This window comes from Pseudomonas siliginis (genome assembly GCF_019145195.1).
Classification (GTDB): Bacteria; Pseudomonadota; Gammaproteobacteria; order Pseudomonadales; family Pseudomonadaceae; genus Aquipseudomonas; species Aquipseudomonas siliginis.
On sequence record NZ_JAHSTW010000012.1, the window covers coordinates 231,311 to 244,528 of the forward strand.

Here is a 13,218-nt window from a genome sequence, read left to right on the forward strand (position 1 = left end):
TTCGTCTGAATGCCCCGCAACTGTCGGGGCCGTAGAAGCCGCGAAGATTAGCGATTCGGCAGTTTTTTAACAATCGGATACATGTGTGATTGCTGTAGGAATCGCGCCATCCGGGTAGACGATGAGCCGAATAGCCGGCATATTCGGCTCACCGAATGAGCCGAATAGCGTTTTTATTCGGCTCACGCTTCTACGACAGGTGATCAATGACCGCGCACTGGATCTGGCAACAACCGGATTGGCCCGACTTCAACTGGCAAGCAGAGCGCCTCGCCCCGCTGCTGCGCGAGTGCGTGCAGACGCAGGGCCGACTCTTGGGAATGGCCGGCTCAGTGGGCGATTCGATGAGCGCACAGAGCGAGCTCGATGCGTTGCTTCAGAACATCGTCACCTCCTCCGCCATCGAAGGTGAGCAACTGAATGTCGGCTCCGTGCGTTCTTCTCTGGCCCGGCGCCTGAGTCTGGAATGGGTTGATCGCGATAGCGTCAGCCAGCGTAGCGAGGGCTTGGCGAAATTGATGCTCGATGCCACCCATGGCTTCGACGAGCCGCTGACCCTGGCCCGATTGCTGGAATGGCACACCTGGCTTTTCCCCGCCGAGGAAGCGATGTTGAGCGCGCGGCCAATGCTCGTCGGTACCTTGCGCGGCGACGAACCGATGCAGGTGGTGTCCGGACGACTCGACCGGCCAACGGTTCACTTTGAGGCGCCACCGCGCCAAGGGCTGGAACAGCAAATTGAGCGTTTTTTGAGCTGGTTCGAAACCAGCCGCGATCAGGTTTCGCTGGATCCGCTGTTACGCGCTGGCATCGCGCATTTCTGGTTTGTCACTCTGCACCCTTTCGACGATGGCAACGGTCGTCTGACCCGCACCATCACCGATCTGGCGCTGGCTCAAGGCGAAGCGCAGGCGATCCGCTTCTATGCGATGTCCGCAAGCATTCTCGAGGATCGCGCCGGTTATTACCGGATTCTGGAGTCGAGCCAAAAGGCCACGCTCGATATCACCGAATGGCTGACCTGGTTTTTGCAGACACTGCTGCGCAGCCTGCAGCAAGCCATCACCCGTATAGATTCGGTATTGGGCAAGACTCGCTTCTGGCAGGCGCACCGCGAGTCCGATCTTTCAGCGGAGCAGATCAAAGTGCTCAATCGCTTGCTCGATGGCGGTGAGCGCGGTTTCGAACAGGGCCTCAGCGCAGGGCAATATCAAGCGGTTGCGAAAGTTTCCAAAGCCACCGCGACGCGGCATCTGGCGGAGTTGCTGGACAAGGGCTGCCTGCAACGTCTGCCGGGCGGCGGACGCAGTACGCGTTACAAAATCAGCTATCCGGATTGACTCGCCGACCGTTATGGAGAGGCTTGGCGACGGCCCGCTCATTTGCCCATACCCCCCCTATCTGCTAGTGTCGCGCCGGTTTAACGTCTACCGGAAATTGCCGCCATGGCCCGCAAAAAAGCTGCACTGGATTTCGAACAATCCCTCGCCGACCTGCAAACACTGGTCGAGCGTCTGGAGAACGGTGAATTGTCGCTGGAAGACTCGCTGACCGCTTTCGAGCAGGGCATCGGTCTGACCCGTGACTGCCAGGCGGCGCTGGCCCAGGCCGAGCAGAAAGTGCAGGTGCTGCTGGAGCGCGATGGCGAGCTCGCCGAGGAACCCTTCGACGCGGATGAGCCAGAATGATCGCGGCGTATTCGGCGAGCAGTCAGGCCCGGGTCAACGCGGCGCTGGAGACGCTGTTCAACGCGCCGCTGCCGGAACTGGCGCGGCTCTACGAAGCGATGCGCTACAGCGTGATGAACGGCGGCAAACGCGTGCGCCCGTTGCTGGCTTACGCGGCGTGCGAAGCCCTCGGTGGCCAGGCTGAACAGGCCAGCGGCGCGGCCTGTGCGGTCGAACTGATCCACGCCTACTCGCTGGTGCATGACGATTTGCCGGCGATGGACGATGACGATCTGCGTCGCGGCCAGCCGACCACCCACAAGAAATTCGACGAAGCCTGCGCGATCCTTGCCGGTGACGGCTTGCAGAGCCTGGCCTTCAGCGCCCTGCTCGACCCGCGCCTGAGCGATTGCAGCAGCGAAATCCGTCTGCAGATGGTCACGGCGCTGGCCCACGCAGCCGGTCCGGCGGGCATGGTCGGTGGCCAGGCCATCGACCTCGGCTCGGTCGGTCTCAAGCTCGATCAAACGGCCCTCGAGCAGATGCACCGACACAAGACCGGCGCGCTGATTGAAGTCAGCGTCAAGCTTGGTGCCCTGGCCAGCGGCCGCGCCCAACCCGATCAGCTACAGGCCCTGCAGACTTATGCACAGGCCATCGGCCTGGCCTTTCAGGTGCAGGACGACATCCTCGACGTGGAAAGCGATACCGCTACCCTCGGCAAACGTCAGGGCGCCGACATTGCCCGGGACAAACCGACCTACCCGGCCCTGCTCGGCCTCGACGCTGCCAAGGCCTACGCTCTGGAACTGCGCGATCAGGCCCTGCAGGCGCTGCGACCGTTTGACGCGGCCGCCGAGCCGTTGCGCGAGCTGGCGCGGTATATCGTCGAGCGACGCAACTGACGGCGTATCGGCCAAAAAAGACCAACGCGTGGGCAGGGGGCGATGCATCAGGTAAACTGCCGCATCTTTTATACCTATAACGATTCGCCTGATGCCCACGACGTTTCATGAGATTCCCCGCAAGCGCCCGACCACGCCCCTGCTCGACCGCGCGAACACGCCGGACGGCCTGCGCCGGTTAGGCGAAGCCGAGCTGGAAACCCTGGCCGATGAGTTGCGCCTGGAATTGCTCTACACGGTCGGCCAGACCGGTGGGCATTTCGGTGCCGGCCTGGGCGTGATCGAGCTGACCATCGCGCTGCATTACGTCTTCGACACCCCGGACGACCGTCTGCTGTGGGACGTCGGGCATCAGGCGTATCCGCACAAGATCCTCACCGGTCGCCGCGAGCGCATGGCCAGCCTGCGTCAGAAGGACGGCATTGCCGCATTCCCGCGCCGCTCCGAGAGCGAGTACGACACCTTCGGCGTCGGCCACTCCAGCACCTCGATCAGTGCCGCGCTGGGCATGGCCATTGCCGCCCGTCTGCAGGACAGCGATCGCAAGGCTATCGCCGTGATCGGCGACGGCGCGCTGACCGCCGGCATGGCTTTCGAGGCGCTGAACCATGCGCCTGAAGTCAACGCCAACATGCTGGTGATCCTCAACGACAACGATATGTCGATCTCGCGCAACGTCGGCGGGCTGTCGAACTATCTGGCGAAGATCCTTTCCAGCCGCACCTACGCAAGCATGCGCGAGGGCAGCAAGAAAGTCCTGTCTCGCCTGCCCGGAGCCTGGGAAATCGCCCGTCGCACCGAAGAATATGCCAAGGGCATGCTTGTTCCCGGCACCCTTTTCGAAGAGCTGGGCTGGAACTACATCGGCCCGATCGACGGCCACGATCTGCCCACCTTGATCGCCACCCTGCGCAACATGCGCGATCTCAAAGGCCCGCAGTTCCTGCACATCGTCACCAAGAAAGGCAAAGGCTTCGCCCCGGCGGAAGTCGACCCGATCGGCTACCACGCCATCACCAAACTCGAACCTCTGGACGCCCCGGCCGCTGCGCCGAAAGCCACCAGCGGGCCGAAGTATTCGGCGGTGTTCGGCGAGTGGCTGTGCGACATGGCGGCGGCTGATGCTCGTCTGGTCGGGATCACCCCGGCGATGAAGGAAGGCTCGGATCTGGTGGCGTTCAGCGAGCGTTTCCCGGAGCGTTATTTCGATGTGGCGATTGCCGAGCAGCACGCGGTAACGTTCGCCGCCGGCATGGCCTGCGAAGGCGCGAAACCGGTGGTGGCGATCTATTCGACGTTCCTGCAACGCGGTTACGACCAGTTGGTACACGACGTCGCCGTGCAGAACCTGGACGTGCTGTTCGCCATTGACCGCGCTGGCCTGGTCGGCGAAGACGGCCCGACCCACGCTGGCAGCTATGACCTGTCCTACCTGCGCTGCATCCCGGGCATGCTCATCATGACCCCGAGCGATGAAAACGAATTGCGCAAGATGCTCACCACCGGCCACCTCTACAACGGCCCGGCGGCAGTGCGCTACCCACGCGGCAGCGGGCCGAATGCAGTCATCGAAAAAGATCTCGAAGCGATCGAAATCGGCAAGGGCATTGTCCGTCGTCAGGGCAGCAAGGTCGCCATGCTGGTGTTCGGCGTGCAACTGAGCGAAGCCTTGAAAGTTGCCGAGAAGCTCGACGCCACCGTGGTCGACATGCGTTTCGTCAAACCGCTGGATGAAGCGCTGGTGCACGAGATCGCCGCTAGCCACGAGTTGCTGGTGACCATCGAAGAGAACGCAATCATGGGCGGCGCCGGCGGTGCGGTCAGCGAATTCCTCGCCCGCGAGAACATCCTCAAGTCGATGCTGCATCTGGGCTTGCCGGATATCTATGTCGAGCATGCGAAACCGGCGCAGATGCTCGCCGAGTGCGGGCTGGATGAGGCCGGGATCGAAGCGTCGGTTCGCCAGCGCCTGGCATTGCTCGCCCAATAAACGCAATACCCTTGTGGGAGCGAGCCTGCTCGCGAAAGCGGACTGTCAGTCACAGACGAACTGACTGATACACCGCCTTCGCGAGCAGGCTCGCTCCCACATTTGATTTGTGTACACCTGAAACTCCCGTTGGACTGTCCATGAACCTCTCGCGCCTCGCCCTGCCCTTCCTCCTGCTGCCAACCGCCAGCGCCCTTGCCGATACATTCGAGCGCGATCAGGCGCTGAAGCTGCCGGACACGTTGATCAGCGCCAATCGTCAGGTCGAGGCGCGCAACGACAGCAGCGCCGCCAACACCGTGTTCACCCGCGAAGACATTGATCGCCTGCAACCAAGCGATGTGCCCGATCTGCTGCGGCGCGTGCCCGGCGTGCAAGTGGCGCAGACCGGCGGGCGCGGCAGTCTGCCGGGGATCTACATTCGCGGCACGCAATCGGCGCAGAGCCTGGTGCTGGTCGATGGCCAGCGCATCGGCAATTCGACTTCCGGCGACAGCAACCTGCAGCATCTGAACATCGAGCAGATCGAGCGCGTCGAAGTGCTGCGTGGTTCACGCTCGGTGATTTATGGCAGCGATGCAATCGGCGGGGTGATCCAGATTTTCACCCGGCGCGGCACTGGGCAAGGCTTGCAGCCACGCCTGCACTTCGGCTTCGGCAGCCAACAGAGTTGGCAGCGCAGCCTCGGTTTGTCCGGCGGTGACGACAAAACCCGTTTCAACCTCGGCACCAGCCTCGACGAAAGCGCCGGGATCGACCGCACCCACGACTCGTTTCCAAGCGATGGCGATCATGACGCCTACCGCAACAAATCCCTGAGCCTGAGCCTCAGCCACGCGCTGACCGATGACGTCGAAGTCGGCGCCAACCTGCTGGACAACCGTGGCAAGGGCGAATTCGACAATCCGTTCGGTCGCTTCGACATGGACACGTTTGAGTCGGTGCAACAGCAGCCCTACAGCGACTTCAATGTCAGCAGCGTGAGCACTTACGTCGATGCCCGGGTCAACGAAACCTGGAAAACCCGCGTCGAATTCGGCCACAGCGAAAACCGCGAGAAGACCTTCGACAAGCTCAGCGACGAGCGCACGGTGTTCAACACCTATCGCGACTCGGTGAACTGGCAGAACGACCTGACGCTGGACGCGCGCAACAGCCTGATTCTGGGCGGCGACTGGTATGAAGACCGGGTCAACAGCAGCACTGCGTTTGACGAGGACAGCCGCTGGAATCGCGCCGCGTTCATCCAGCATCGCTACCAGGCCGACAGCTTCTCTACCGAGATCGGCCTGCGCCACGACGACAACCAGCAGTTCGGCAGCCAGAACACTTGGAGCGGCACCTTCACCCTGCCGCTGAACCCGGACAACGACGTGCTGCTGAGCTACAGCGAAGGTTTCCGCGCGCCGACCTTCAACGACCTGTACTACCCGGATTTCAGCAATCCCGACCTGAAACCGGAAACTTCGAAAAGCTACGAACTGCAATGGCGCAGCCAGTTGAGCGACAGCGCGCGCCTGGAAGCCTCGATTTACCGCACCGACCTGGAAGACGCGATCATCTTCGGCAGCAACTCACGCCCGCAGAACGTTGCGTCAGCGCGCATCAACGGTTTTGAAACAGCGCTGAAGCAGGAGCTGTTTGGCTGGCAGAGCAATCTCGGCGTGGCGATCATTGACCCACGTGATCGCGATACCGGGCATACCCTGGCCCGACGGGCGCGGCGCACGGCCAGTTGGGATCTGGATCGGCAGTTCGATCGCTTGGGTGTGGGCGCCAGTTGGCAATTGGTCAGTGGCAGTTACGATGATTTGAAAAACACCCAGTCGCTGGGAGGCTACGGCACGCTCGGGCTGCGCAGCAGTTGGGCGCTGAACCGTGAGATCAAGCTGGATCTGAAGGTGGATAACTTGCTGGACAAGGGCTACAGCCGGGCGAATTACAGCTATGACGGCGCGCAGTATGGCTATCGCGAGGAAGGTCGGGCGTGGATGTTCGGGGTGACGTGGACCCCTGAACTCTGAGCTGAGATTTGTATTGGCTGGCTAGCCTCTTCGCGAGCAGGCTCGCTCCCACGGTAGATTGAGTGCGGCCCACCTTTTGTTTTCAGCGAAAATCCAGTGTGGGAGCGAGCCTGCTCGCGAATACAGGCGATGCGGTCTACCGATCCGGCGCGATCAATTGGCAGAGTTTGGCGGTCGCACTGATCATCTGACCACTGGGCCTTTCCAGACCTTTGTCAGTGACCAATAGCAGTCTCCCCTGCCTGACCGCCGCCACCTGCGGCCAGGCCTTCCACGCCCCTAGCTGCGCCTGATCACCGGCGACAATCACTTCGGGATCACGCTGCAACACTGCTTCAATACTTACCTGCGGCGCCGGCAGATTCAGGTCGGCGAATACGTTGCGCGCACCGCAAATTTCAAGCGCATCGCTGATGATCTGACCGCCACCGATGGTATACAGCGGCTTGTCCCAGACTTGATAAAACACCCGCAGCGGCACATCACGACGGTAACGCTGACGAAGGTCATCCAGTTGTTTACGCAATTCGGCCGCTCGTTTCGCCCCACGTTCTGGACGCCCGAGCTGTTTGCTGATCGCTTCAATTTGCGTCGCCAGTTGCGCCAACGTATGCGGCTCGGCGACGAAGGTTGGAATGTTCAGGCGCTTGAGCTGATCACGCTGCCCGGCGCCGACGCTGCCGGGCCAGAGCAGCAGCAAATCCGGTTTCAGGCTTAGCAAGCGCTCCATATCGAGCTGGCCGTAGCGGCCCACTGATGGAACATCGGCAATGGCTGCCGGCCGCTCGCCCGCATCCAGCACGCCGACCAACAGGTCGGCAGAGTCCAGTTCAACGACGATTTCAGACAGCGAGGGGGCGAGGCTGACCACCCGCAATGCAGCCAGCACCGGGCTGCTCAGAACGAGCAGCACAACCGCCAGCCACAGGCGAGGCATCAACCGAGTTGACGCGGAATACGATAGAGGTAGAACAGCACGGCGGTGGACAGCGCCAGCAGCATCAACGGCACGGCTTCGAGGCCGACGAACACCGCCAGTGCGCCAATCCAGGCCGGCAAGGACGCTACCAGCAACGCCGTACGCCGACGCGCCGCAAGGGCAATCCAGGCGGCGGGTTCTTCGGCAGTATCGAGGGCTTTTTGCGTGGCGATCAACGCGTGTTTGTAGCGGGCGAAATACTTGAGGCTGACAAACATCGAGGCGACGCCAGCGATGAAGAAAGGCATCGCCAGCACCGGCAGGAGGCCCTGGCCTTCACCGAACAGCGCGTTAAGCACAAACAGCGGCAACAGGACCAGCGCCAGGTATTGCCACCAGGCCACCGCCAACCGCCGCCGCACCTGGCCGCGGGTCACGCGCGGTCGACCTCGCCCTGATGCTCGTTGCCCATCATGTGGTCGAGCTTGCTGGCCTTGGTGGCCAGATAGAGTTTGTTGTGCGGATTGTGCCCGGTGTGCAGCGGCACGCGCTCGGCGACGACGATGCCCATGTCGGTCAGCGCTTTGACCTTGCGCGGGTTGTTGGTCATCAGGCGCAGGGATTTCACGCCCAGATGTTCGAGCATCGGCAGGCACATGGCGTAGTCGCGCTGATCGGCAGCAAAGCCCAGACGCTCGTTGGCTTCCACGGTGTCGGCGCCGCCGTCCTGCAATTCGTAGGCGCGGATCTTGTTCAGCAGCCCGATGCCGCGCCCTTCCTGACGCAGATACAGCAGCACGCCACGGCCTTCGCGGGCAATCGCCTGCAAAGCTGCCTCCAATTGCGAGCCGCAGTCGCAACGCTGGCTGAACAAGGCATCGCCGGTCAGGCATTCGGAATGCAGACGACCGAGTACCGGGGCGCCATCGGCAATTTCACCGAGGCTCAGCACGACGTGCTCACGCCCGGTGCTCTCATCGAGAAAGCCGTGCATGGTGAATTGCGCAAAAGGCGTTGGCAGCTTGGAAGCGGCGACGAAGACGACAGGCACCGATGTGCTCCTGATCTAGAAGACTGAAAATTCGCAGGCCGGCATTGTAACAGCAGGTTCCTGTAGACGCTTAGGCTGAATTATCGGGCATAACCATCAAAAAGCTTGATGACAGCTGCCACGCGCTGGTCCTCTGTGGGAGCGAGCCTGCTCGCGAAGGCGGCGTGTCAGTCGATTCAAATGCGGCTGAACCAATGCCTTCGCGAGCAGGCTCGCTCCCACAGGACATTGTGATCATTTTGGATCAAACGGATACGGCTGCTGCCACCTCTCAAAGATCGGCTTCAACTCCCCGCTCTTGACCAGCTCCGCCATGCGCCGGTCATACAGCGCCATCAACGCGCGAGCCTGTGGGGTATCGGCGAAACCGAGAAACAGCGGCAACTCAGCCAGATGCGAATAGCGATACTGCGCTGGATCCGCGGCATCGCGCACGACCGCTTCAATCTCGGTCAGCGCATCGATGTAGTAATCCGCCCGGCCCTGCTTGAGCATCAGCAGAATGCCGGTACGTCGTTCGATCTGGTTGAAACGCTGGATGTTCGGCAAGTAGTTCTCGTAGCGATAGCCGCGCACCCAGGCCAGACGATATTTGCCCAAGGTCGCCTGGGTCGGCGGCGGGCTGCTCGCCAGGCCCAGCGCGTAGATGTGATCAGAATCGAACTTCGATTGCGGGTACAGCACGTGCTCGGCTTCGTCGCGGTAGGAGCCGACCAGCGCGTCGACTTCCTTCAACTGCACCAGCCCGATCGAACGGGTGTACGGCACCGTGCGGATATCCAGCTTGACCCCGGCCGGCTCGAACACTTTGCGCAACACGTCCCAGGCCAGACCATGGCCATCGGCGGCGGTGTAATCCTCCCAGTCTTCGCTGGCCAGATGGATGACCGCAGGCACAGGCGCGGCGGCCTGCGCATGGGCGAACGTGCCCAGCAGAGCCAGAAGCAGCAGCGCCAACCCGCGTCGCAGCATTGCGTGTTTCCTCACGTGAGTCGAATCAGGCGAATATCCAGACCAGCCCTTGCATCGCCAGCCAGGCGAACACACCGGCCAGCACGTCGTCGAGCATGATGCCGACGCCGCCATGCACGTGCTTGTCGATCCAGCGGATCGGCCACGGCTTGAGAATATCGAAGAAGCGGAACACCAGAAAACCCGCGAGCAACCAGTACCAGCCTTCCGGCACCAGCCACAGGGTGATCCACATGCCGACCATTTCGTCCCAGACGATGCCTTCGTGGTCGTGCACGCGCAAATCGTCAGCGACTTTGCCGCACAGCCAGAAGCCGAACAGCATGGTGATGCCGAGCATCAGCCAGTAACCCCAGTCGGGCAGCATCTGCCACAGCGGAATGAACGGCAGCGCCACCAGCGAGCCCCACGTGCCCGGCGCTTTTGGCAAGGTGCCGGAGCCGAAGCCGAACGCGAGGAAATGCCACGGATTGCGCCAGACCGAGGGAGGCACGAATTCGGCAGGGACCTGTTTCGGGTGATCTGTCACGGTGTCTCCTGAAAATGTTGGTAGCCGCGAATCTGCGGAGTGATGTCGTGCCCGTCGCGGTCCAGCAGCAGCACGCCTTGGCCCGGCAGCACTCGCCCGATCACATGGATCGGCCAGCCGTCGGCCAACAGTGCCGGCAACTCGGCGGACGGCAAGGTGAAGGCCAGTACGTAATCATCACCACCGCTCAATGCCGCGCGCTCGGCACCGCGCTGGCCGAGAAACGCGACTAAAGCATCCGACAACGGTACACGCTCGCGTTCAATCTCAAGTCGCACCTTCGACGCCAGCGCGATATGCCCGCAATCGGCGAGCAGGCCGTCGGAGATGTCCAGTGCCGCCGTGGCCTTGCCGCGCAGGGCCTGACCGAGCGCCAGTTGCGGCTGCGGCGACCAGTAATGCTCGAGCAGCGGCCGGGCGATATGCGCTTCGGCATCACGTTGAGCCAATACCAGCGGCAAGGCGCCGGCGGCATTGCCCAGTTCGCCGCCGACGCAGAGCAGATCACCGGCCTGCGCACCGCTGCGGGTCAAGGCCTGGCCAGAGGGTACGCGGCCGAACACGGTGACCGTCAGGCTCAACGGTCCGCGCGTGGTGTCGCCGCCGACCAGCGCGACGCCGCAGCTTTGCGCCATGCGGTTCAGACCACGGGCATAGGCTTGCAGCCAATCGGCGGTTACCGTCGGTAAGGTCAGGGCAAGGGTGAAGGCAACGGGCGCGGCGCCCATGGCGGCCAGGTCACTGACCGCGACGGCCAGCGAGCGCTGACCGAGCAGAAACGGATCGCAGGGGTCGGCGAAATGCACACCGGCCACCAGCGTATCGGTAGAAACCGCCAGCTGTTCCCCAGCGGGAACCGCCAGCAAGGCGCAGTCGTCGCCGATCCCCAGAGCAACGCCTTCGCCGCCCTGCGCACAAGGCGCGGCGGCGAAGAAATTGCGGATCAGCTCAAACTCGCCCATGGCTGAGAAAAAGTATTCAAGCGCCGATCAGCGCTTGAACGCCTTCACTTCAGCTTCACGCAGGCGCGGGGCCAGCTTGTCGAGCACGCCGTTGACGAACTTGTGGCCGTCGGTCGAACCGAACACTTTGGCCAGTTCGATACCTTCGTTGATCACAACGCGGTACGGCACGTCGACGCGCTTGAGCAGTTCCCAGGTCGACAGGCGCAGAACCGCCAGTTCAACCGGGTCCAGCTCTTCGATCGCCAGATCCAGGCACGGCGTCAGGGCGGCGTCGATTTCGGTCTTGAACTGCGGAACCCCGTGAAGGATTTCACGGAAGTAGGCACCGTCTACATCGGTGAAATCGTTATCAACGCGAAACTGCGCTTCGATCTCGTTCAGCGATTGCCGGGCCATGTGCCACTGGTACAGCGCTTGAGTCGCGAGCTGACGGGCTTCGCGACGCTTGGCGCTTTTCGACGGCTTGCCGGCATCCGCAGGTTTCGGATCGCGCGGGTTGAAACGATCGCTTTCGTCGCTAATCACTTGGCCTCCAACTGCGCCAGCAGGCTGACCATTTCCAGAGCGGACAGGGCAGCTTCGGCACCTTTGTTACCGGCCTTGGTGCCGGAACGTTCGATGGCTTGCTCGATGGAATCGACGGTCAGCACGCCGAACGCGACCGGTACGCCGAACTCCATGGAGACTTGGGCCAGGCCTTTGGTGCACTCGCCAGCCACGTATTCGAAGTGCGGAGTACCGCCACGAATGACTGCGCCAAGGGCGATGATCGCTGCGAACTCGCCTTTCTGGGCGACTTTCTGCGCAACCAGCGGGATTTCGAAGGCGCCCGGTGCGCGGATGATGGTGATGTCGCTTTCGCTCACGCCGTGGCGAACCAGGGCATCAACGGCACCGCTGACCAGGCTTTCAACCACGAAGCTGTTGAAGCGGCCCACTACCAGAGCGTAGCGGCCTTTGGGGGCGATGAAGGTACCTTCGATGGTCTTCAGGGTCATTCGTCAGTTCTCTTAAAGAGCCGGGACGCGTCTGCTACGCGTCCCTCAGTGATTATTTGCCGCGAATCGGAGTCCGGAAACAGCCGGTCATTATTCGGAGGGCACGTATTCTACAACTTCCAGATCGAAACCGGATATCGCATTGAACTTCATTGGTGCCGACATCAAGCGCATTTTGCGCACGCCGAGGTCACGCAGGATCTGCGAACCGGCACCGACAATGCTGTAAGTGGTCGGTTTTTTCGGCGCTGCCTGCTCACCGGTTTCACGGATATGCGCCAGCAGCACGTCGCCATCGAGCGGGTGACCGAGCAGCAGCACCACACCGCTGCCGGCCTCGGCGACCGCAGCCATGGCGGCGCGCAGGCTCCAGCGGCCCGGTTGCTTGACCATCAGCAGGTCGCGCAGCGGGTCCATGTTGTGCACGCGAACCAGCGTCGGCTCCTCAGCGCAGACAGTGCCCAGCGTCAGGGCCATGTGCACGTCGCCTTCCACCGAATCACGATAGGTCACCAGGTTGAATTGGCCCAGTTCGCTGTCCAGCGGCTGCTCGGCAATCCGCTGAACGGTACGTTCGTGGATCATCCGGTAGTGAATCAGGTCGGCGATGGTGCCGATCTTGATGTTGTGTTCGGCGGCGAATGCTTCGAGTTCAGCGCGACGGGACATAGTGCCGTCGTCGTTCATCACTTCGCAGATCACCCCGCTCGGCTCGAAACCGGCCATGCGCGCCAGGTCGCAAGCGGCTTCGGTGTGGCCGGCGCGAGCGAGGGTGCCGCCGGCCTGGGCCATCAGCGGGAAAATGTGACCCGGGCTGACGATGTCTTCAGCCTTGGCGTCTTTGGCGGCTGCCGCTTGCACGGTGCGCGCGCGATCGGCGGCGGAGATGCCGGTGGTCACGCCTTCGGCGGCTTCGATCGAAACGGTGAACTTGGTGCCGAAACCGGAACCGTTGCGTGGCGCCATCAGTGGCAGCTTCAACAGTTCGCAGCGCTCGCGGCTCATCGGCATGCAGATCAGGCCACGGGCGTGCTTGGCCATGAAGTTGATGTGTTCGGCCTGGCAGCATTCGGCGGCCATGATCAGGTCGCCTTCGTTCTCGCGGTCTTCGTCATCCATGAGGATGACCATCTTGCCTTGGCGGATGTCTTCAACCAGTTCTTCGATGCTATTGAGCGCCACAAGGCACCCCCTTCTT

The 13,218-nt window shown here is 62.2% G+C and carries 14 protein-coding genes; 5 read left to right on the top strand and 9 right to left on the bottom strand.

The features are described 5' to 3' along the window. Nucleotides 1–206 precede the first annotated feature (206 nt). The 5 genes from KVG87_RS23670 (at nucleotide 207) to KVG87_RS23690 (ending at nucleotide 6,586) form a co-directional block, all read left to right on the top strand. Nucleotides 207–1,340, top strand: coding sequence for a Fic family protein (locus KVG87_RS23670; protein WP_217852855.1), 1,134 nt, complete (start codon nucleotides 207–209; stop codon nucleotides 1,338–1,340). 105 nt (nucleotides 1,341–1,445) lie between these two features. Then, nucleotides 1,446–1,688, top strand: coding sequence for an exodeoxyribonuclease VII small subunit (locus KVG87_RS23675; protein ID WP_016772991.1), 243 nt, complete (start codon nucleotides 1,446–1,448; stop codon nucleotides 1,686–1,688). Further along, the gene (ispA, locus tag KVG87_RS23680) at nucleotides 1,685–2,572 is read left to right on the top strand and encodes a (2E,6E)-farnesyl diphosphate synthase (protein WP_056790708.1); all 888 of its coding nucleotides are present in this window, start codon (nucleotides 1,685–1,687) and stop codon (nucleotides 2,570–2,572) included. Before KVG87_RS23675 ends, ispA begins: the two co-directional genes overlap by 4 nt. Nucleotides 2,573–2,663: 91 nt before the next feature. Further along, the gene (gene dxs / locus KVG87_RS23685) at nucleotides 2,664–4,562 is read left to right on the top strand and encodes a 1-deoxy-D-xylulose-5-phosphate synthase (protein ID WP_217852857.1); all 1,899 of its coding nucleotides are present in this window, start codon (nucleotides 2,664–2,666) and stop codon (nucleotides 4,560–4,562) included. Between the two features lie 140 nt (nucleotides 4,563–4,702). Continuing rightward, entirely contained in the window at nucleotides 4,703–6,586 is a 1,884-nt protein-coding gene (locus KVG87_RS23690; protein WP_217852860.1) for a TonB-dependent receptor domain-containing protein, read from the top strand. A gap of 136 nt (nucleotides 6,587–6,722) precedes the next feature. Here the strand turns inward: KVG87_RS23690 and KVG87_RS23695 are convergent, their stop codons facing one another. From KVG87_RS23695 to ribBA, 9 genes are all read right to left on the bottom strand, one after another. Continuing rightward, nucleotides 6,723–7,523: a cobalamin-binding protein gene (locus KVG87_RS23695; protein ID WP_217852862.1), complete on the bottom strand. Its 801-nt coding sequence runs from the start codon at nucleotides 7,521–7,523 to the stop codon at nucleotides 6,723–6,725. Beyond that, nucleotides 7,523–7,942 (bottom strand): MFS transporter, encoded by a 420-nt coding sequence (locus KVG87_RS23700; RefSeq protein WP_217852864.1) that lies wholly within the window; start codon nucleotides 7,940–7,942, stop codon nucleotides 7,523–7,525. The genes KVG87_RS23695 and KVG87_RS23700 overlap by 1 nt, the downstream gene beginning before the upstream one ends. Further along, nucleotides 7,939–8,556 carry a GTP cyclohydrolase II gene (ribA, locus tag KVG87_RS23705; RefSeq protein ID WP_024014485.1) on the bottom strand — a complete coding sequence of 206 codons (618 nt, stop codon included), beginning with the start codon at nucleotides 8,554–8,556 and terminating at the stop codon, nucleotides 7,939–7,941. The genes KVG87_RS23700 and ribA overlap by 4 nt, the downstream gene beginning before the upstream one ends. Before the next feature lie 234 nt (nucleotides 8,557–8,790). Then, nucleotides 8,791–9,528, bottom strand: a complete 738-nt coding sequence (locus KVG87_RS23710; RefSeq protein ID WP_217852866.1) for a substrate-binding periplasmic protein — start codon at nucleotides 9,526–9,528, stop codon at nucleotides 8,791–8,793. Nucleotides 9,529–9,553: 25 nt separating this feature from the next. Continuing rightward, nucleotides 9,554–10,057: a phosphatidylglycerophosphatase A family protein gene (locus KVG87_RS23715; protein ID WP_024014487.1), complete on the bottom strand. Its 504-nt coding sequence runs from the start codon at nucleotides 10,055–10,057 to the stop codon at nucleotides 9,554–9,556. Then, a complete protein-coding gene (gene thiL / locus KVG87_RS23720; RefSeq protein WP_217852868.1) occupies nucleotides 10,054–11,019 on the bottom strand; it encodes a thiamine-phosphate kinase in 966 nt (321 codons plus the stop codon). The genes KVG87_RS23715 and thiL overlap by 4 nt, the downstream gene beginning before the upstream one ends. Nucleotides 11,020–11,046: 27 nt before the next feature. Beyond that, the gene (gene nusB, locus KVG87_RS23725) at nucleotides 11,047–11,547 is read right to left on the bottom strand and encodes a transcription antitermination factor NusB (RefSeq protein WP_217852870.1); all 501 of its coding nucleotides are present in this window, start codon (nucleotides 11,545–11,547) and stop codon (nucleotides 11,047–11,049) included. Then, complete coding sequence (gene ribH / locus KVG87_RS23730; RefSeq protein WP_003228649.1) at nucleotides 11,544–12,020, bottom strand: 6,7-dimethyl-8-ribityllumazine synthase; 477 nt, start codon at nucleotides 12,018–12,020, stop codon at nucleotides 11,544–11,546. Before ribH ends, nusB begins: the two co-directional genes overlap by 4 nt. Before the next feature lie 90 nt (nucleotides 12,021–12,110). Continuing rightward, nucleotides 12,111–13,202, bottom strand: a complete 1,092-nt coding sequence (gene ribBA, locus KVG87_RS23735) for a bifunctional 3,4-dihydroxy-2-butanone-4-phosphate synthase/GTP cyclohydrolase II (RefSeq protein ID WP_039761895.1) — start codon at nucleotides 13,200–13,202, stop codon at nucleotides 12,111–12,113. Nucleotides 13,203–13,218: the final 16 nt, after the last annotated feature.